The 19,330-nt window shown below is 56.7% G+C and carries 17 protein-coding genes, 1 tRNA gene and 1 pseudogene; 7 read left to right on the forward strand and 12 right to left on the reverse strand.

Annotated features, from left to right (window positions below):
* Positions 1 to 87: 87 nt before the first annotated feature.
* The 3 genes from ACYG9R_RS17805 to ACYG9R_RS17815 all read right to left on the reverse strand — a co-directional run bounded on the left by ACYG9R_RS17805 (position 88) and on the right by ACYG9R_RS17815 (position 3,686).
* On the reverse strand, positions 88 to 1,233 hold the full coding sequence (locus tag ACYG9R_RS17805; RefSeq protein WP_196813573.1) for a C40 family peptidase: 1,146 nt from the start codon (positions 1,231 to 1,233) through the stop codon (positions 88 to 90).
* A gap of 882 nt (positions 1,234 to 2,115) precedes the next feature.
* Positions 2,116 to 2,586 carry a hypothetical protein gene (locus tag ACYG9R_RS17810; RefSeq protein ID WP_023823361.1) on the reverse strand — a complete coding sequence of 157 codons (471 nt, stop codon included), beginning with the start codon at positions 2,584 to 2,586 and terminating at the stop codon, positions 2,116 to 2,118.
* 425 nt (positions 2,587 to 3,011) lie between these two features.
* A complete protein-coding gene (locus ACYG9R_RS17815; RefSeq protein ID WP_023683402.1) occupies positions 3,012 to 3,686 on the reverse strand; it encodes a hypothetical protein in 675 nt (224 codons plus the stop codon).
* A 251-nt stretch (positions 3,687 to 3,937) separates the two neighbouring features.
* Here ACYG9R_RS17815 and ACYG9R_RS17820 point away from each other — a divergent pair.
* Positions 3,938 to 4,787: pseudogene (locus ACYG9R_RS17820) on the forward strand (transposase family protein); the annotation flags it as partial.
* Between the two features lie 100 nt (positions 4,788 to 4,887).
* Here ACYG9R_RS17820 and ACYG9R_RS17825 read toward each other — a convergent pair.
* From ACYG9R_RS17825 to ACYG9R_RS17855, 7 genes are all read right to left on the reverse strand, one after another.
* Entirely contained in the window at positions 4,888 to 5,298 is a 411-nt protein-coding gene (locus ACYG9R_RS17825) for a hypothetical protein (RefSeq protein WP_155923208.1), read from the reverse strand.
* Between the two features lie 74 nt (positions 5,299 to 5,372).
* A complete protein-coding gene (locus ACYG9R_RS17830; RefSeq protein WP_023683397.1) occupies positions 5,373 to 5,810 on the reverse strand; it encodes a hypothetical protein in 438 nt (145 codons plus the stop codon).
* Positions 5,811 to 5,820: 10 nt separating this feature from the next.
* A complete protein-coding gene (locus tag ACYG9R_RS17835) occupies positions 5,821 to 7,140 on the reverse strand; it encodes a hypothetical protein (RefSeq protein ID WP_155923209.1) in 1,320 nt (439 codons plus the stop codon).
* A 7-nt stretch (positions 7,141 to 7,147) separates the two neighbouring features.
* Complete coding sequence (locus ACYG9R_RS17840) at positions 7,148 to 8,515, reverse strand: hypothetical protein (protein WP_031199203.1); 1,368 nt, start codon at positions 8,513 to 8,515, stop codon at positions 7,148 to 7,150.
* Complete coding sequence (locus tag ACYG9R_RS17845) at positions 8,512 to 9,174, reverse strand: hypothetical protein (protein WP_155923210.1); 663 nt, start codon at positions 9,172 to 9,174, stop codon at positions 8,512 to 8,514. The genes ACYG9R_RS17840 and ACYG9R_RS17845 overlap by 4 nt, the downstream gene beginning before the upstream one ends.
* 1,129 nt (positions 9,175 to 10,303) lie before the next feature.
* A complete protein-coding gene (locus ACYG9R_RS17850) occupies positions 10,304 to 11,020 on the reverse strand; it encodes a pentapeptide repeat-containing protein (RefSeq protein ID WP_023823365.1) in 717 nt (238 codons plus the stop codon).
* Between the two features lie 461 nt (positions 11,021 to 11,481).
* Positions 11,482 to 11,727 carry a helix-turn-helix domain-containing protein gene (locus ACYG9R_RS17855; protein WP_031199205.1) on the reverse strand — a complete coding sequence of 82 codons (246 nt, stop codon included), beginning with the start codon at positions 11,725 to 11,727 and terminating at the stop codon, positions 11,482 to 11,484.
* Positions 11,728 to 11,846: 119 nt separating this feature from the next.
* On the opposite strand from ACYG9R_RS17855, the gene ACYG9R_RS17860 reads away from it, so the two are divergent.
* From ACYG9R_RS17860 to ACYG9R_RS17880, 5 genes are all read left to right on the forward strand, one after another.
* On the forward strand, positions 11,847 to 12,491 hold the full coding sequence (locus ACYG9R_RS17860; RefSeq protein WP_023823366.1) for a hypothetical protein: 645 nt from the start codon (positions 11,847 to 11,849) through the stop codon (positions 12,489 to 12,491).
* 95 nt (positions 12,492 to 12,586) lie between these two features.
* A complete protein-coding gene (locus ACYG9R_RS17865) occupies positions 12,587 to 13,114 on the forward strand; it encodes a helix-turn-helix domain-containing protein (protein WP_023823367.1) in 528 nt (175 codons plus the stop codon).
* A gap of 465 nt (positions 13,115 to 13,579) precedes the next feature.
* Positions 13,580 to 13,711 carry a hypothetical protein gene (locus ACYG9R_RS17870; RefSeq protein WP_023796138.1) on the forward strand — a complete coding sequence of 44 codons (132 nt, stop codon included), beginning with the start codon at positions 13,580 to 13,582 and terminating at the stop codon, positions 13,709 to 13,711.
* Positions 13,708 to 15,342: a recombinase family protein gene (locus ACYG9R_RS17875; RefSeq protein WP_023823368.1), complete on the forward strand. Its 1,635-nt coding sequence runs from the start codon at positions 13,708 to 13,710 to the stop codon at positions 15,340 to 15,342. Before ACYG9R_RS17870 ends, ACYG9R_RS17875 begins: the two co-directional genes overlap by 4 nt.
* A gap of 73 nt (positions 15,343 to 15,415) precedes the next feature.
* Positions 15,416 to 16,606, forward strand: a complete 1,191-nt coding sequence (locus ACYG9R_RS17880) for an IS481 family transposase (protein ID WP_023823369.1) — start codon at positions 15,416 to 15,418, stop codon at positions 16,604 to 16,606.
* Between the two features lie 44 nt (positions 16,607 to 16,650).
* Here the strand turns inward: ACYG9R_RS17880 and ACYG9R_RS17885 are convergent.
* Positions 16,651 to 16,727 (reverse strand) — tRNA-Met (locus tag ACYG9R_RS17885).
* A 235-nt stretch (positions 16,728 to 16,962) separates the two neighbouring features.
* Between ACYG9R_RS17885 and ACYG9R_RS17890 the strand changes: the two genes are divergently transcribed.
* A complete protein-coding gene (locus ACYG9R_RS17890; protein WP_023699712.1) occupies positions 16,963 to 17,922 on the forward strand; it encodes a Gfo/Idh/MocA family protein in 960 nt (319 codons plus the stop codon).
* Positions 17,923 to 17,987: 65 nt separating this feature from the next.
* Here the strand turns inward: ACYG9R_RS17890 and mnmA are convergent, their stop codons facing one another.
* Entirely contained in the window at positions 17,988 to 19,178 is a 1,191-nt protein-coding gene (gene mnmA, locus ACYG9R_RS17895; protein WP_023683624.1) for a tRNA 2-thiouridine(34) synthase MnmA, read from the reverse strand.
* Positions 19,179 to 19,330 lie beyond the last annotated feature (152 nt).

The raw sequence follows: 19,330 nt of genomic DNA on the forward strand, positions 1-19,330 counted from the left end.
CGCAATTTTGCGATGCGCGTTGGCTCAGCTGGCGCATTCTATATGGATATGTCAAACTCGACACCGAAAACATTGAATGAGTTGGCACTATTTATTCTCGTACTTACTTAGTTCTGCTTTGAGATCCTTGATCGTCCCCTCAATCAAAGAAAGCGCATTTTCGAGCGCTGTCCCGAAGTTTTCCAGATGCCGGTCCCATACTCCTAGGATTTCAAGCGGGATCTTTTCTCGCAGCTCCTTTCCCGCCGCGCGTTCCCCTTCCACATCACCGAGGCGTATTTCCCACTTTTGCTTGAGGAATTCGTGGTTCGCTATCGTTGCCTTAAGAACGTCCAGTGGCAATACCGAATAGGCGACCCCGTCTATAGTCCCGGGTTCGTGACCCTTGATGTTGGACGTGTGCGCTAATGTTAGTGCAGCGAAGCCACTCTTCTCGAGCTGCTCGCTGACCTTACCGTCAACGGACATCTGCCGCTCAGCATCTTCGTCCAACATGATAATTTGCAGAACGTCGTCCAGGGTCGTCGGCTTCGCCAACCCGAAGTTCGCCATCAGTTTCTGGATATCAGTCAGGATATGTTTTCGGGCGCTCGTGTAGCGTTGGAATGGCGACTCGCGACCATGGCCATCGAGAACGTCGACGCGCGTGTCCCAAGCAGGAAGATCAACGATTGTCATGTGGGACACATTTTCCAGATAGGCGGATTTAAGAAGGTCGCCCGGATGAATTTCATGTGGCTTGAGGCCTGGACACAATGCGAGTCCGGCGTCGTCATAGGATTGTGAGACCAGATATGAGCAAAAAAAGCCCTTCTCTCTCGCTGGTAGCCATAATCCAGTCCACGCCCCCAATCTGCGTAACCTCTTGAAGGCCGACATTACCGCGCCCGGCGTCCAGTAATCGAGCTCACGGTATTTCTCAACGGCTATCGATGCCTTGGCAGCAAAGGATTCCGATTGGTCCGTGGTTCTCAATCGATAGACCGCTACGTTCGATTTCGATGCTATGCCGAACCGGAAGTAATTGAAATTGCTCACCCCGTAATCGGCTGCTTCCAGGAAATTCAATTCCCCTTTGTAAATCGCCGCGTGACTGAATGGGCTGCCTGTGGCTGTCCGGATGGCTTTTGATTCGTGTCCATCCGGATCGGTGCAAAACAGGATGTCACCGGGTATGAGGTTAGCCAGCTTGAATTTGCTTACAGCTTTGTCGTCACCGGTCGACTTTGTCATGTCACGCCTACCCATCCGTACCCATACTGTGTCAGAAGATTGGCTGCCTCCAACGCTATGACTAGTTTCTTAGACACAGCCAATTGCTGTACGAGATGTTTGTCTCAAGCTGCACCAGCAATGAGCCCAAATCGCTCCTAATCAGCTCGAAGAAGCGCTCGGCCGGCATTTTCGCATCTAAGGTGACCGCGTCGTAATCCAAATTGATCTCGCCAAAACTATCGTCCTGCAACGTTGGGCGCGAATGACCCCTGCTTCTGGTAGTGGCGTCGTCCGGATCACATCGCCCCAGTGCCAGGGATAATCACCGGACGTGACATCTGGAGGCGAGACGCAGGATGCGCTTACAGCGGTCGGCACAAGGGCTAAGACAACTCCAGCGAGCAGTGCCAGGCGCTTCAGTGCCATGCTCGATCCTTTTGGCAAATGCCTCCGTTCATTCGAACGCGTTGGACTGTATGAAATACTTTCATTGGCGATCACCACTCTGGGTGGTCTTACTCCCGTCAACACTCGTAGTGGTACCAAGTCGGCTACCTTCCTCGCCGAATTCGATCGTCCTCCGGTACCTCGAGATTGTCAAAGAATACCTGATCGACCGTCGCTTCCTAAGTGTCTCGTGGACAAAGGTGGACTTGCGTTTGGCCGGTTGCTTTTCAGAAGCAGTCACGGGCGACCGGACGGGATAGCGGATGCGAGTGTGCGCTGATCGGGCTGCTCTTGCCGGCCGAACCGGGCGCGGTTGCCGGCCGGGGGGCGACAACCGCGCCCGGTTCGACCCGCGTTTCCAGCATCGCCCCGAACGCGCCGGTCTCTGGTCGAGCGGTCTTTTCGTAGCGGGACGCAATGCCTTCACGTTGGTTGGCGCGCTGGGTTAACCGCCTAGTAAATTCCTATGATGTTGTCGTTGGCGTCAAGTTTCAAGAGTACCGCACTGCCAGTACGCCATGCATCTTCAATCTGGTAATACACGTCGATTTGATCTCCCTTGAGCGGTCGACATTTGTCGCCAATTGCGAATACAAATTCCCATTTTTCATTAACCAGCGCAGTGGGAAAGAATGGAATCACCGCCTGCTCTGGAGCATCGCTGTACTCGCCCTTACAGACCTCGTCTCGCATATCCTGAATATGCACCTGTTTAAGGTGATCTCTATCTAAATCGAGAGAGATCGGCCATTTTTCGTTTTTGCGCCCAAGCAGCAAAGATGACTGAAGCAAGATCATTACAATTCGGCTGTCGGTCCAAACTTCTAAGACGTCCCCTTCCAACTCAAGCCGAAGATCCCACCTGATCTCCTGCGTGTTATTTCCTCTCCCTTTAACTTGGTAACTGTCAAGACGCTTATCCATCTCGTTCCTCCCGGGGGTGTTTGGTCTACAATAAGGTCATACCACACTTGCCACCTCACTGCGCTGTCGATCTAAGGGCAGCGGGATAAGTGTCTTCGCCAATTGGCGAGGGCAAGAAGTGGAATTAACAAACGAGGGCGGGACTGTATTGACGGTATCGCCCTTCCGACTAAAGGTCCCAACGAGCGCTTCGAGCAAGTTTGCACCAATGCGGATCCAGACCGACCAACTTCCTTCATAGGCGGGCGCAGTTCGGCTGGAGGCGAAAGGCAGCAGGTTCGAAAAGCTTCCAAGCAACCACTACCTGTTCCAGTTGCCGGAAGCAGCATGGAGGCGGCCTTAGTATAAAAATAATCAATCTGTTACAAATTTAGACAGCATTTTGCGGTGTGATTGCTGAGCCAAGGCTCGCGAAATGGTAGTCGCTACCGTGACTTGAAAGCTATTTCTGGATCGGTGGCGACGCAGGCAGCGCGACCATACCTCTCGAACAACCTGACCACGCCGTCGAAACGGTAGGTTCGGATGAAACGCCAAAGGGCGCGCCGGCGCACATCGTCAAAGTGCGCCAGCGTGTCTTCTTTCAGAGGAACTTCGCCCATTAGCTGCAGCCAATAAAAGAAGAGCCTTTCGAAATCATCTTTGTCGATCACTCCTTTTGCGATCAGATTGTCGATTCTTTCTAGGCGCCCAAGAAAGGCGTCGATCAAATCTCTTATCCTGCGCTCGCTTATGGTGAAAAGGTCGGATTTCTCCGCACCCGGGTTGGAAGTCAGACTGACTATGCCGTCGGCATGATTGCGGAGGGCGAAAGCGAATAGCGTCGGATTTACGAAAAGAGGAGCAGTGCCTGACGTCCCGGTGTCGGGCACCTCGCAATAATCAATCATGCTCATTGCTGATTGAACAGCGGTGTCGTTGTGAAACATCTCTATTTCGTTGGCTGCGGTGACGGCGTTTGTTCGCGCGCGTTCGGCGCGCTGATCCCGGCTGTTCTGCCAATATTGAAACACGGCCCACCCAGCACCGGCGAGAGTTGCCACAAGCCCGAGTGCGGTCCCAACTTCGGTGAGCGAGGTCGCCCAGTCGATGCCAGCCATATTTGCCCCTTGCCGCAGTTCGCAACAACTCCGATTTCCTGGCATGCTGCCGTACGATACAGAAACCGTCAACAAACTCCTGCGGACCGACTTGACTAAGCCGCATCTTGTTTTGGAACTCCAGTGAAGAGGCGCGCCCAAAGAATGTCGGCATCGCTGTTTGCGTGTCCTTGATTTGGACCTCTGCGGCCCGCCACGAGGCGAAAGCACCACCTTTTGTGGTTCTTTTTGCTCAGCAGCCTCAGCGTTGTGAGGCCAAGCTCATCCACGGGGCGCGCGAACGGCTGGTCCGGCTGGCCACGAAGACAAGTCTCAATTTGCGCCATGTGCAGTCGGCAAGCTGGCGCTGATCGAGCACCAGCGTTATGCACGCGCCAGAAGAGTTCAAGCGGGCCAACAAGGCGCTGCGCAGGCTCAAAACCTATCTCGGCCGGACCATTCGCGACATCGCTCGCCAGGTCGCCGGCGATGCGGAACCGGACGCGCTGTTCAAATGGCCGCTCTACCAGGCCGCCACCGTTCTCGAATACCGTCAGCGCCAGCGCGGCCGCAAAATCTACAGGCTGCACACCCCCAAGGTGAAATGCATCGGCAAGGGCAGGCGCATATGCCCTACGAGTTCGGAGTGAAGGTGTCGGTGGCCACCAAGCTGAAGCGCTCCAAGGACGGCCAGTTCGCCCTGCATGCAAAAGCACTGCCCGGCAATCCCTATGACGGCCACACGCTGGCAAGCGTCATCCCCGACATGGAAAAGACCATCGGCAACCAGATCGGCCGCATCCTCGCCGACGCTGGCAATCGCGGCCACAACGCACCGCAAAGCCACAAGTCAGGGTCTTCACCAGCGGCCAGAAACGCCGCGTCACTCCGGCCATCAAACGCCAGATGCGGCGGCGGTCGGCGATCGAGCCCGTGATCAGCCACATCATGGCCGAGCCACCGCAGGGCCGCAACTTCCTCGCCGGCCAGCAGGGCGACGCCGTCACCGCCATCCTGGCCGCCGCCGGCTACAACTTCTCCCTCCTGCTCAGGTGGCTGAAGGGTTTTTTGTCGCTCTTGATCGCTCTGCTTCAACTCCGGCCCAAGCCGGTCGCCGCTTAGAGACGGGATTGTTCACGGTCGGCCAAATATTCTACCGCCAAAACCGCCCTGCTCATTTTGCAGAAAGCACGCCTGCAGGTTTCACAGTTGACGGTGTTTATCAAATCGCGGTTCGTGCAATCGCCGCCACAGACACGGCTACACCGTTGGCCCTATCAGGAAGAAAATAGAGCTTAAGAGTGTCAAAGATTGCTGATTTTGCCAAGCCATCTGTATTAACGTTGACAGTTAGATTTGCTGACTTTCCGGTTGCGAACGTCAGGATAGTTTGAAATTGGCTCGCCTGGAGTTCGGCTCCCGCCTTTAGAATGTCATCGTAGTAAAGAACAGACCCGACAGCTACGCTGCCAACTGTAACCTGTCCGGCGAAGACTGAGCCTTCAGCAAAGAATGAAAAGGCCGCTCCCAAAAAAGGATAGGGTCCGTTTACGTTATCGACAACTAGACATCGTAGCGTGCTCGGATGCGCAGGCATCCCCTTCGACAGAACCCAGTCGATCTTGTTAGTCACGACGGATGGTCGCGTCCTTCGGTCCCACTGGCCAGCGATCCGAAACGATTGCATCCCAAATCTCCTTTGGAGCCTCAGACTACTGGAAGCCTGCACGATGCGATGAATGGGTACGACATCGAGTTGCACTCGAAGACAAAAGTGTACGGAGAAAACTTGGGATCAAACATCAAGTTCCCAAGGTATGGATATTTGCTGGTGTCAACTGTGTACTGAACTTCGAATTCGCCGCCCGGCGGGATATCAAGTGGCGGCTGTGGTATCGGTGGCGGCAGCAACTGATTCACATCGAAGACATCGCCGTTAGATGCCACAACCTTGACAAGAAAGATATGGCTGTTCACCCAGTCTACGCTTATAACCGATGACGTATTATTAATGAACTTCGGAACAAGGTTGACGATGCCCCCCGAAATCGATGTTGAAGCAAGTAACGCAAAGCCAAACACTTCGATGGTGGCGCGGGCCAGAATGTCGCCGTCTGTCGTCGATGTTATCTCATTGAATTCCATGTTCGTATCCTCAGTGGCTCAGGGTGGCCGCAAAGCCAGCGATCAGGCGCTCCCGCCCAGCGAGAAGTCCATTAACCGCCAGGTCAACTGTGTACGGAGTGCCGGTCCATTGGATAGACGGTTTTAGTTCGATAGTTTGGTCATTGAGGAACTTCTGGAGTTGGGATTGCGCCCAAGGAGCCAGAACCGCGTCTGCACCGCGCAAGACCATTTTGAGTATTGCCTCCCAGAGAACAAAAAAGACCGCAGCCCATCCTCCAGCAACTGCCCACGGCAGACTAATATCGATATTCGTGGCGACCACACGAAAGCTTATGAGCCCAGCAGCCGCTTTCGGCTCAAGTTCGATAACGGCCTTAACCGCGATTGGGATTATGATGGTCTTTTGTAGGGTAGCAGAAAACTGGATTGTACCATCGAACAAGGTAACGTCGAGTTCGGTGAGGAAGACGTCCCCTGCCGGATCAGGTTTCCCTGAGTTGTCAAACGTTGTTGGAATAACCCCGCCGATCCAAAGGTCTTGCAGAATCTGCTTCAGCCAGCGGCTTCCCACCCCAACTGCAAAGGCGAATCCCCGAGGGAGAACGGCAACGCTGGCGTAGGACTGATGGCCCAGGTTTTGATCCGCCTCGAGCAAGACGTGAAGTTCCTCTCGACTCGGTTTTCCTCCAACAACATCCTTGACATCCAATAGCCCGAGTTGGCCGGCATCGGAGCCAAATATCTCGTTGGCGGGGGCCGGGAGCGAACCAGCCAAGCCGTTCAGATTGGGTAATGCTATTTGGGTGCGCAGTGTCACAACCCAGATACGTTCGAAAACCTGCCGAATCAGCTCGTTGAACCTGGCGCCGATAGCAAGGTCACCAATGTTGTGAAGGGAAAGATCCGTAAGGCCCGTAAAGGCGATGACGAGGAGATTCGAATTTCCCAGCGTGTGGAAATTCAGAGAGGCTGCCGCAGTCAACTTGCCCTTGAACGGAAGCCGAAAGGTATGGTTGATTGCGGGGTCCACATAAGTGCCGCCATCTGGTAAATTTATAGTCCACTCCGATAGACCGATTATATTTTCAATCACGCCCGAGTAGCTTAACTCCAATCCTATTACCCGGTCCTGTCCGCGAACATGAACTATGGAAGCATCGTCAATATGCGCTAGTAGCCTGCTCTTAACATCTAGTCCGAGACTGCCCTCCGAAAACGAAAACCCCGTTTCAAAATCCGACGGAATCAATCCTGACGAAAGTGCGTGCATCAATACGTCGGACAGAAATTTATGCTCAATACTTGCTTCGAGGTCGAAATTTCCTGCGCTCTTTTTGAGAGGGGCCACTTGAACCTCACGCAATAGCGTTTTGTGAAAGAGCGATTGAATTCATCAGACCGAGACATCCAGCGGGCCAGATAATTTCTCTTGCTTCGGCATGCACTCGGAGGCCTGTCCCTTCTAGCGGCCGATCGATAACAAGATCCCAGGACTGCCGATCAACGATCCCGGTGACAGTCTTATCAGCCAAGACCTTCCCGATTACCATCAAGACAATGGATATTATCCCGCCCAGCGGTATGAGTGCATCTGCAGCAGTAAAAACGGCCAGTGCGAATGGAAAGGACGGGTCTATGTCTACCCCAGTCGCGTCAACCCGAACTTGGCCATGCAAGATGTATGGTCGCGCTCTGCCACTTGCGTGAAATAGCTGATCGAGCTGAACCCATTTAATGATTGTCTCGACCACCTTTCGGCACCAGGAATTGCAAGGATCGAGGGCAGTACATATCACACGCTCGACCGTTTCCTCGACACGTTGGAGCGTGCGGGATTGCACTTTGATCTCATCGATCACGAGGAAAGGGGGCTGCACTGAAAAATGTGCGTCATGAAAGATCAAGTCGCCTGTGATCCCTCCTGCACCCGGCTTTACAGGGTAGCCTTCAAGCGACTGCTCCAGCCTTCGAAGCGCGAAATCAACAACAAAAAGGCCGATGAACACGCCTACATCAGTGGGCATTGCTAGGGCGTACTGTACTGCCCGCAGATCAACCGCTTCCCCCATAACCTGCAAGCACAGGGCGAGCGCACGGTTACCACCTGATTCGACAATCGTATAATAGAAATTGACCTGAAGACCGATGCTGCCCAACATCGGTACTGTTGCCCCTAGAGACCAACTGATGGGAAGGAGGCCAACCCTATTGACCAAAATAGAAATTGCGGCACGGCGAACAATCGCGCTCAAGACGTCGAGTGCAGGCTGTGGCAGTGAGACGTTTTGATTATCTATTCTCAAAGAGAAGCTGCGTACGTCGAGAGCTCGGAGATCTAGATACAAGGAGCGGTGATTCCCGGTCACCACATACGCACCTTTGACCCGTATTTCGATTCCTCCAAGGAGGGCTATGTCAATCTCTGGTGGCTGACTCGGTGCCGGCCCGTTCGGCAAGGCCGTCAACTGCGTATGCAGGGCTCCTGATGCGGCGATCTCGAATGCCAGATCAATCTCATCTGGGCTTACCAGCTTTAGACGCGGCGAGTGCAACTGCACGCCGAACAGACTCGCAACAGAAATCTCAAAACCCGGCAGTTGGAGTTGCCTGTTAAGCGCGAAAATAAACTGTGAGGCCTGCTGCTGCACAAACGCTTCGGCGAAGTTCTGCAGCACCGACTCGGGGATCTGCACCACCAGCCCAAATCCGCCGTTGGCGCTCACCGTACCGGCTCCGATTGTTCGGGCACCATTGTCTCAGGCCTAAAGCTGTCTACTAGGCTGATTGGAATTGAGAAGCTTACCTCTTCAGGGAAGCTTTTCGTTTGTTTGCCTTCTTTGATATCAAACGTGACAGTGACATCTAGACTACCAGACTTACCCACGGCGCGACGATCAGGTCTCACGAGTATAGCAAAGTCACGCCGATAATTAGCTTCATTTAACGGAAAATCAGACGGGTCCGGAGCGACCGCGGGAAATCTTTCACCGGTCGTGAGCTCGATGCCAGAAATTCCTCCGTTGCGCACCTCAGGTCGACCGATTATTGGAGCGTTTCGAGCGGTGATCGAAATTTTTGGAACGAGGTCATGGCCAAACCCGGACCGCCATGCCAAGTTTTGGGGGTTGAAATGCGCAAAGCACATCGGCGCGTTTGGGCGAGCATTGTTTTGAACGGCAAAGTAGATATAAATCAAATCATTGCTCGGTGGCGTTCCAGCTACAGGCCTATAGATCACCACCTTATGAGGGCGAAACACGGTGAATGGCCGATCTTGATTGCCCCCCCCACTCAACGAGCAAGCGCAGCCGCCAAGCCAGAATGACAAAGAGATCGCAGCTAAAAGCCTACCAACGGCAACCCGTTTGCTTACGAAATGCATCCCGCAGTCCCCCACTGCTTTTCAAGAGCATGCTTATTGCTAGTCGCAATGTACGTTAATGACTCTTTCTTATATTACTTACAGCTGTGGCGCAACTGTCGCCGAGTGTGACCTCATAGGCCGCACCCGTAGAGCCAGTTCACCAAACATGTCCGATTTCGATTTGTACAGAGATTTCCGTACAAGGCTAAGCTCGACTCACCGACTTGATCAATAAGCACCAGCTTGCCTTTGAATCCCACGAGAAGTACGCCTCAAGCAGATCGAGAAGCGCCAGAAAACTCCTTTGGCATTGAGCCAAATAATCTGGAGCTAGACGGCAATCGGTAAGCACCTCGGAAGGCGCACAGCGATCATCATCGCGTGAGCCTGGTCCGCAGTGATGGCGCCGGCATTCGCCTTAGGTCTCGATCCGATGGGATAGCAGGTGCAATAAGCTATTGCACAACTCCGCTACCTATAACGTCGATGCCGGGCCCCGAACTACCTCACCCTCGTGGGTTGGTGAGCGAAGGGACTCTTCGCAACTGGCTTGCATGCGGATCGGGTCATCGTTCCTCAATATCGGCAAGGTAATCCTGTATCCGAGCGGCGAGTTGGATCCCTGGGAGAAATCGATCCTCATTGTCTGCAGACCACACGCGAACTGCAGCAGGAAAAAAGGCACTCACTGCCAGAGTAGCAAAGAGGCCTTACAGTTATTCCGAGGTCACTGGCTAAATGATAAGCGTTCGGAATCCGTGGTCAATCGGGATGCCAGAGTACTGAGAAATTGCGATCATGCCCAAGCGTAAAAGATCACAATCGATCACTTAACACATGCCCCAGTTAACGGCCCCACGTCTACAGAAGCAGATCACAAGCGATTGATAAATATTATGAATCTCGTCATAGTGGTTTGATGCACAATTATCCCACTCCATACCCCCTCGAGCGCGCTGGATCACGCTGTGTCACGATACCCAGTAGCGTGAACGGAAGGGGCACAAACACCCTTCGGCCGCGATTTCGCCAATAGCAATACCGCAGAAACGTGCCACTTTGGCGGAGGATCTGCGCCCTCCGAAGGCAGAAGTTCCAGGTTCGAATCCTGTCCGGGTGCAGCATTGCCGCAGTTCGCTGCCGACAACTATTCCTGCTGGAATTGACAGGGCCAATCTTCAGGTCTCGTCAAGCCAGAAGGCAACTCGGTCCGGGCGTCTCCGCAAGCCATGTTGAGCTGCCACTGGGACAGACCCGCTGAATTGGAAAGATCGAGGCCCTCGATACGGGTCAGAAAGAAAAAAGCGCGGTCAAAGTCTATCGGCGCGGTGAACGTCGCTCCTCGGAAGTCCGCCCGTGCGAGATTGGCAAACGAAAAGCGGCTGCCGCTGATATCGGCGTCATGGAACTGCGCTCGCCCCAATTCCGCCTTTGTGAAATCAACATTGGTCAGATTGGCGTCCTCGAAATTCGAGCGCTGCACTTCCGCGCTCGTAAACACAGCGCCCTGCGCGTCCATATGGCTGAAGTCGGTCCTGTAGGCCTCGATTTTGTCGAACCGGGCGCCTTTGGCGGTCGAGTCGGCCAGGGAAGCACGCACAAGCGTTGCCTTCTCAAAATTTGCCGCAAGGAGAGTGCTGTTCCTGAGGTCGGTCGAAGTGAAATCAACACCGATCAGGTTCGCCCCGCTCAGGTCCTGTCCTTTTAGGATGAGAAGCTGTTTGTCACAGTCCTGCCAATTGACGCCAGGCGTCGCGGCTGCGTCGCAATTTTGAGCGGCAGTGGCGTTCTGCCAAGCAAATACAATGCAAACCGCTAGAACCAAGCCGGATGTGCCGTAAGCTCTGGTTCGTCTCAAAGTCATTGTTGCTTGGACCTCTGCTACTCGCCGACAATCAACCTTACCACATCTGCCGACACTCGAGCCACGGTGACGACCGCCGTCACAGTTGGCGCATTTCTCATATTCAAGCTTTGATGTTGATCAACGATCAACCCGCGCGCGTAGGGGCGCGATTTGCGAGCGCCTCCCCATATCGGCGGTCCGGCAGAGATTTCATCTGTCACCAGCCACGTCGTGAACCCATAAAATGTAAAATGACCGGGACGGTGCCGAACTAGCGACTTTTAGCGCGGGGAGCGGTACGAACGTCTCACCCGTAACGCCAGTCTGCAGCAAGGTCAGGAAAGTGTTGCATCGCCTGGAGAGGATGTCCTCTTTGGGGATGAAGCCTGGGCTTGGGCTATGACCGATATATGCTGCGCATTGCTGACATTGATTGAGAAACAGATAATCCTAAAGTCGCCTGTAGATGCCGCCTTCGTCTAAGTGTTCGCGGTACCGCGTGACAAGCGCACACCAGCGCCACCGCCATTCTCTGGAATGAATTCTATTCCGGCTGCTTCGAGCGATAGCTTCAGCGCTTGCAGGATTGATTCAGATGCTGGTTTCGAACCACGTTCGAACTGCACGATCGTCCTCAAACTTACCTTGGATAGATCCGCCAGTTCCTGTTGAGAAATGTCGAGAAGCCCACGGGCCGCGCGAACTTGGGCCGCACTTACCTTCATTGTTCAAATGCCTTGTTGCACAAAAAGTGCAAATATGCTTGTTTTAGGAAACGACCGTTGGAAGTGGTTCCCCCGCTTCCAACAGTCTAACCACGCCCACGCTTTGCGGAGCTCGGATCATGGCTGATTCCGACAATAACACGACTTTGCCTTTCGTCACCCGCAGGAAGGTGCTTGCGGGAACAGCAACCGCAACGGCGGCGACGCAGGCTACATCGTTTGCTCGAATCGACTTGGAGGGTGATGACGCCATTGATCCTGCGGTGGCGGTGTGGAAACGATGGCAGGCGGCTTGGGAAGAGGCTGAACGGCTTTGCAATCAGCAGCAGCGGCTGGAGAGGGTACTTATCGAGACCGTTGGCTTCCCTTGCACGACAGTTACCTTGTCCGACGGCGAGAGCGTGACAGTTCACTCCGTTGAAGCCCTCCAGGAATTGCTCGGTGTTCGTCCCGCTAACACAGTGGCCCGCACCCAAGCTGAAGCTGAAATCGTAGCCAATCAGGCGCGCTGGGATGCCGCCGCTAGGGAGATTGGTTATTCGACAGCCTTACTTGCTGAGCGCGAAGCTGGCGAGCGGGCGAAGGAATTACTCGAAGCCTTATCCCAAGTTCCTGCAACGTCGCTCGCCGGTATTGCTGCCAAGCTAAATGCAGCGCTTAGGGAAGGGGAGTATTCGCTGCATGACAGTGAGCCCCCGTGGCCACAGATCCGCTCGGCCTTAGACGATATAGCTCGGATTAGAGAGCAGGAAGTCTCGAGCTGAACTTCGGCACTAAGGTATCGGAATCGCGATCATTCGTCGGTTTGGTGATTTTCGCAGGGCTTACCGAGACAAACTCTCTACACATGGAGCGACTGATGCAGTTCCGAAAAGCATTTGCGGAGCCAGGGCGCCGCAGCGTCTTCAACGCACCGGTAAACCATGGAATCGAGGGTGGCCCGCATCCTGCTGATCAATATGTGGGCAGGCAGATCGCTGCGGTTCGCGTGCAGTCGGACGTATCGCAGGCCCAGCTTGCCCGATCTATAGGGATCAGTTTTCAGCAGCTTCAAAAATATGAGAACGCGAGAAACCGCGTGAGCGCTTCCATGCTCTACGAGATCGCCAGGTCGCTAGGCGTTCCAGTGGGCCGCTTCTTCGAAGGCCTGCCGGGCAATGAGACCGATCGTGATCCTCCTCCGCTGCCGGTCGACGAACGCATCAATTTTATTGCCAGCGCGGAAGGTCGACGCCTGATTGAAAGGCTTGTGCATCTCCATCCGCGAGTGCGAGGTCGGGTGTCGTCTTTAATCGCAGCATTAGGAGAGGAACTGGCAGTCATCGACCCAAAGCAGGAGAGCGCTAGGTCCAGCGAACCCATGCCGGTCGAATGCAGGCTGGCTTGACCGGCAGTTATGGCAAAGCTCAACGAGTTCCCTTCGACGGCTGGAATGGCGAAGTTCGCGCTGTCGCTTCGATCCGCACCGCCAAGGAGGGGATGGTCGAGCGAGTGTTTCCCGAAGAGACCTCGACAACGGCTACATCGCCGCAGGCAGGGAGAAAGTGGCCCTGTCGTTGCCTATGGCGATGATGGGAGCCTTGCATGAAAAAGCTTCCGAACGCATCCCAAGTTCCTGCCATAGGCCTCCCAGCAGCACGGCTGCAGCCCGTGCGATCTAGATTCGCCAGTTCGGCGACTATCCGATTTCCGCGCCGAAGGGTCCCAAGTGCACGATCGAAGGGGTGTGCCCCTTTTATCGCCGGTCGTGTTAGTGATGCTCGGCTTCGTGAAGTCGGCACGACACAGACGCGATGGTGGATTGCTGCGCGAAACCGCCCCAGCGGTAACGCCGGAGGAGCTTCGCACAGCCATGCTTAAGTTTGTCGAAGCACTCGCCATCGCCGATGCCAGAGGCGATCATCTCAAATCCGTCGGCGCTTCGGCTGGCCGAAATGCTGCCATGGATGCAGATCGCTGCGAGAAGAAGGCTTCCGACACATGAGGCGGGCCGCTGTCTACGCACGCTTTTCGACCGAGCTGCAGAACGAAAAATCCACTGAAGACCAGATTGCGCTGTGCCGTGCTTACGCAGCGCGCAACGGTCTGGCTATCGTTGCGGTCTACGAGGACAAGGCGCGCTCCGGCTCATCTATATTGGGTCGCGACGCGCTGATGCGCCTGATGGAAGCTGCGGGCCAGAACGCGTTCGACATCGTCGTCGTCGAGGCGCTCGATCGCCTATCGCGCGACATGGCGGATCTCGCAGGTCTTCACAAACGTCTCTCTTTTCTCGACATTGAAATCCAGGCTGTTCATGACGGTATCGCCGATGCGGTGCTCATTGGTATTCGTGGACTTGTCGGTCAGATGCAGAGGGAGGATGGCGCAAAGAAAGTCCGTAGGGGTATGGCTGGAGTCGTCCGTGATGGACGTCATGCCGGAGGCCGGGCCTATGGCTATCGACCGGTCTTGGGCCATCCTGGCGAACTCGAGATCGTCCAAGAGGAGGCAGACGTTATCCGGCGTATTTTTGCCGCTTATTCGGCCGGTCGCGCTCCACGCGACCTAGCCGGTGACCTCAACCGGGATGGGATAGCGCCACCGCGCGGGATACGGTGGAACGGTTCCACCATCAACGGAAATGCACAGCGCGGCGTAGGTCTGCTCTTCAACGAGCTCTATGTCGGTCGGATCGTCTGGAACAAGGTCCGAATGGTGAAGAACCCCGATACTGGCAAGCGTGTCTCCAGGCCAAATCCAAAGGACCAATGGCAGACGAAAGAAGTTGCGCATTTGCGCATCATCGAAGACGAAACTTGGCACAAGGCGCAGGCTCGCAAAGCAGTGAGGTTGAACGCAACCTCTCATGTCAAGCGTCGGCCAGCTCACCTGTTGTCCGGTCTGCTCCGCTGCGGCGTTTGCGGTTCAGGTCTGTCGGTTCACGATCGTGATAAGACAGGCAAGACGCGTATTCGGTGCTCGGCAGTTCGAGAAAGCGGGAGCTGCTCCAATCGGCGCATCATCTATCTGCCCGAGATCGAAAAGGCGGTTCTTGATGGCATGCGCGACCAACTGAAAGCCCCCGACCTCATCGAGGCATACATCCGCAGATACAACCAAGAGCGCCGAGAATTGTCCGCACAGGCGAATGCGATGCGCACAGCGCTGCAAGGCAAGCGCGATCGGATAGAAGGCGAACGGCAGCGCACGATCGATCTTGTGATCAGGAGCGTCATTGCTGAAGAGGATGCCAAGCAGCGTATTGCAGAACTCAAGACGCAGCTCTCCGAGGTAGAGGCACAGCTCTCCGGTCTCGATGAGCCGCCGTCACCCGTAGCTCTCCACCCTGCGACCTTGCAGCGTTACATCGAAACCGTCGACGGCCTTTCAAAGGCGTTGGCCGACCACGCAACTGCTGCTGACGACCGTGGCCCGCTGATCCAAAACCTTCGAGGACTTGTTCATAGTGTCACCGTGCACCCCAAGCGGGCACGTGAGGGCTTCGAAATCGAGGTCAAGGGCAAGCTTGCCGCCCTTATAGGCGGGGTCGCATTTCCCAATGCACGGTATTCTGAAAAGCCCACCGGACTAGGCAGCCGCTTCAACGCTGCCGTTACGTACGATAGTGGGTGAGCGGCCCGAGACATAGGTGACGATTTGTACCGGACACATGGGTAACACTTTTGGCTTTTGGCCGGAGGTGTTGATGCCGTGGAAAGAGTGTTCGGTGATGGAGGAACGTCTTCGTTTTGTGGCTCGTCTTCTCGACGGGGAAGGCATGAGCGATGTGTGCCGCGAGTTCGGCATCTCGCGCAAGACCGGCTACAAGATCTTCAACCGCTACAAGGAGGACGGGCTGGATGCGCTCACCGACCGCTCGCGGCGGCCGGTGCGCTACGCCAACCAGCTTCCCGACCAGATCGAGCGGCTGATCGTGGAGAGCAAGCGGGAGAAGCCGCACTGGGGTGCCAGGAAGATACGCGAGCTGCTGGTGCGCAGGCTGGCCGGCGACGTCCGCATCCCGGCCAGGAGCACCGTTCATGCCGTGCTCGATCGCCACGGCCTTGTGAGCCAGGCCCGCAAGAGGAACCGAGCGAACAAGGCCGTGGGCACGCAACTGTCCCAGGCGGTTGTGCCCAACGATCTGTGGTGCGCCGACTTCAAGGGCGAGTTCAAGCTCGGCAACCGCCAATACTGTTACCCCCTGACGGTCACCGACCAGGCCTCGCGCTACCTGCTGGCCTGCGAAGCCCTTGAATCGACAAAGGAGGTTCCGGTCCTCGAGGCTTTCGTCCGGCTCTTCAAGGAACGCGGCCTGCCGGAAGCGATCAGAAGCGACAATGGCCTGCCCTTCGCCAGCCCCAACGGCCTTTACAACCTCTCGAAGCTGTCGGTCTTCTGGCTCAGGCTCGGCATCGCCGTCGAGCGCATCAAGCCCGGTCACCCGCAGCAGAACGGCCGCCATGAGCGCATGCACCGCACCCTGAAGCAGGAGACCACGCGGCCGCCGGGCATGAACGCCCTCCAGCAGCAGGCCCGGTTCGATGCTTTCATGAGCGAATTCAACGACGAGAGGCCCCACGAGGCGATCCAAATGAAAGTGCCAGCCGAGCTCTACAGAGCTTCTTCAAGAGCCTATCAAGGCCTCCCCGAGCTGGACTACCCCTTCCATGACAAGGACATTCTCGTCACCGCCTGCGGCCGCATCTGCATGCACAGGAAGAAGATCAACATCTCCACCGTGCTCGCCGGCCAAAGGCTCGGAATCACCGAAGTCGACGACGGCATTTGGCTCATCAGCTTCATGCACTATGATCTCGGATATATCGACCTGGAACAAAGGACCTTGCAAACCATCGACAACCCGTTCGGCACGAGGTTGTCACCCATGTCTTAGGTACAGAATGTTACCCATGTCTCCGGGCCGTACAGGGTTGGAAGTGGTAGCGGGAGAGGGACTTGAACCCCCGACCCCAGGATTATGATTCCCGTGCTCTAACCAACTGAGCTACCCCGCCAGGGCGGCGAAAGGCCCGAAATCCGCCTTAAATCGAAAGGCATTTCGAGGCGTTCGCCAAGGTCGCGCGGATATAAGGTTGGGAGGGCGAGCCTGTCAAGCATCGATGCGCGAGGGCGCCGGCAGATTGTCGCCGGTAAAAGCTTTGCCGGGCTGGCATCTCCGGTAAGCCACCGGGGTTGAGTTCGACGGGGCACGCCGCTATGTCTCGGCCAAGAAATAAGAGTTTGAAGCTGATGAAGCCGCGCATTGCAGTCCTCGGTTGCGGATACTGGGGCAGCAACCACATCCGCACCCTCAAGGCGCTCGGCGCGCTACATGCGGTTTCCGATGCCAATCGGGCGCGGGCCGAAGGCTTTGCCAGCGAGCAGGACTGCCTGGCGATCGAGCCCGACCAGCTGTTCGTGCGTGATGATATCGACGCCATCGTCATGGCGCTGCCGCCGCAATTCCATGCCGATCTTGCCGTGCGCGCCGCTGAGGCCGGCAAGGACGTGCTGGTGGAAAAGCCGATTGCGTTGACCGTGCCCGACGCCGAGCGCGCCGTGCAGGCGGCCAGGGACAACGGCCGCGTGTTCATGGTCGGCCATGTCTTGCGATTCCATCCCGCCTTCGAGACGCTGAAGGCGCTGATCGACAATGGCGAGCTCGGCGAGGTTCGCTACATCCACTCGCACCGGCTCGGCCTCGGCAAATTCCACACCGAGAACGACGCACTGTGGGATCTGGCGCCGCACGATCTGTCGATGATCCTGGCCATCACCGGCACCGAGCCGATCGACGTCAGGGGCGAGGGGGCCGCACTCCTCGACAATCTCAGCGATTTCGCGCATCTGCACATGCGTTTTCCCAATGGCTTGCGCAGCCATCTCTTCACCTCGCGGCTCAATCCCTATCGCGAGCGGCGGCTGACCGTGGTCGGCACCAAGGCAATGGCGGTGTTCGACGATGTCGAGCCATGGGAGCGCAAGCTGGCCGTCTACCGCCACGCGGTGTGGCAGGACAGCGGCCAGTGGGCCTTCACCACCAACGAGCCGTCCTATGTCGCGGTCGGCCAGGGCATGCCGCTGACGCGCGAGCTCGAGCACTTCATCCAGTGTATCGAGACGCGGGCCGAGCCGCGCACCAGCGGCGAGGAAGCCATCAGGGTGCTCCGCATCCTGACGGCGGGTACAGTCACGCACACAAAGTCCTGAGACCGTTTCGAAACTCTGCCCTTAAGGCAGATCGAAACTAAAACTGTCTCCGAGAGGGGTAGTGTTTACTCTGCGGGAATCTGCGCCGGCCTGGCTGCGAGCCGGCTGAGCATGGCTTCGGCCTCGGCGCCGCGCTCGGAGCGCTCGATGAAGCCGCCGCCGAAGACGCGGGCTTCGTTGCCGTCGTCGGAATAGAGCACGCAGGCCTGTCCGGGCGCGATGCCGGACTCGCCGTCGACCAGTTCGACAAAGGTGCTGCCGGCGCGGTGATGCAGCACGGCCGGGCGCGGCGGCCGCGTCGAGCGGACCTTGGCGAACAGCTCCATGCCGGCGGCCGGAATGTCGGACAGCGCGCGATCGCCCAGCCAGTTCATGTTGCGCAGATAGATCTTGTGGGTCTCCAGCGCCTCGCGCGGGCCGACGATGACACGGGCCCGGTCGGCGTCGAGATGGACGACGTAAAGCGGCTCGCCCGAGGCGATGCCGATGCCGCGGCGCTGGCCGATCGTATAGCGCAGGATGCCGTCATGGCGACCGAGCACGCGGCCGTCGATATGGACGATGTCGCCTGGGTTGGCGGCAGCTGGCTTCAGCTTGGCGATGATGTCGGAATATTTGCCCTGCGGCACGAAGCAGATGTCCTGACTGTCCTGCTTGGCGGCAACGGTCAGCCCCATTTCTTCGGCGATGGCCCGCACCGCAGGCTTGGACAGCCCACCCAGCGGAAAGCGCAGATAGTCGATCTGCGCCTGCGTGGTGGCAAACAGGAAATAGCTCTGGTCGCGGTCGGCATCGACGGGCCGGAACAGCGCGCGGTGGGCGCCATTGGCCCCGGAGCGGATATAGTGGCCGGTGGCGAGCGCATCGGCGCCAAGGTCCTTGGCGGTGGCCAAAAGGTCGGCGAACTTCACCGTCTGATTGCAAGAGACGCACGGAATGGGCGTTTCGCCGGCGACGTAGCTTTCGGCAAACGGGTCGATGACCGCCTTACGGAAGCGCTCCTCATAGTCGAGCACGTAATGCGGAATGCCCAGTGTCTCGGAAACGCGGCGGGCATCGTCAATGTCCTGGCCGGCGCAGCACGACCCGGCCCGGTGCGTTGCGGCGCCATGGTCGTAGAGCTGCAGCGTGACGCCGACGACATCATAGCCTTCGCGCTTCAAAAGGCCGGCAACGACAGACGAATCCACACCGCCCGACATGGCGACGACGATGCGGGTGTTTTGCGGGCTGGCGGGAAGGTCGAGGCTGTTCATGGTTCTTTCGTTCTGCGCGGCGCTTCAATGGCAGTGGCGCGAATATAGGTCAACCACACCAGCGGCGCCAGCTTTGCGGCGGTGCCGATTTTGCGGGAAAATTGCGCGCCTGCCCGCCGTTGCCTCAAATGCCGACGAAAAGACTAACGCGG

The sequence above is a fragment of the Mesorhizobium sp. RSR565B genome (assembly GCF_054719465.1).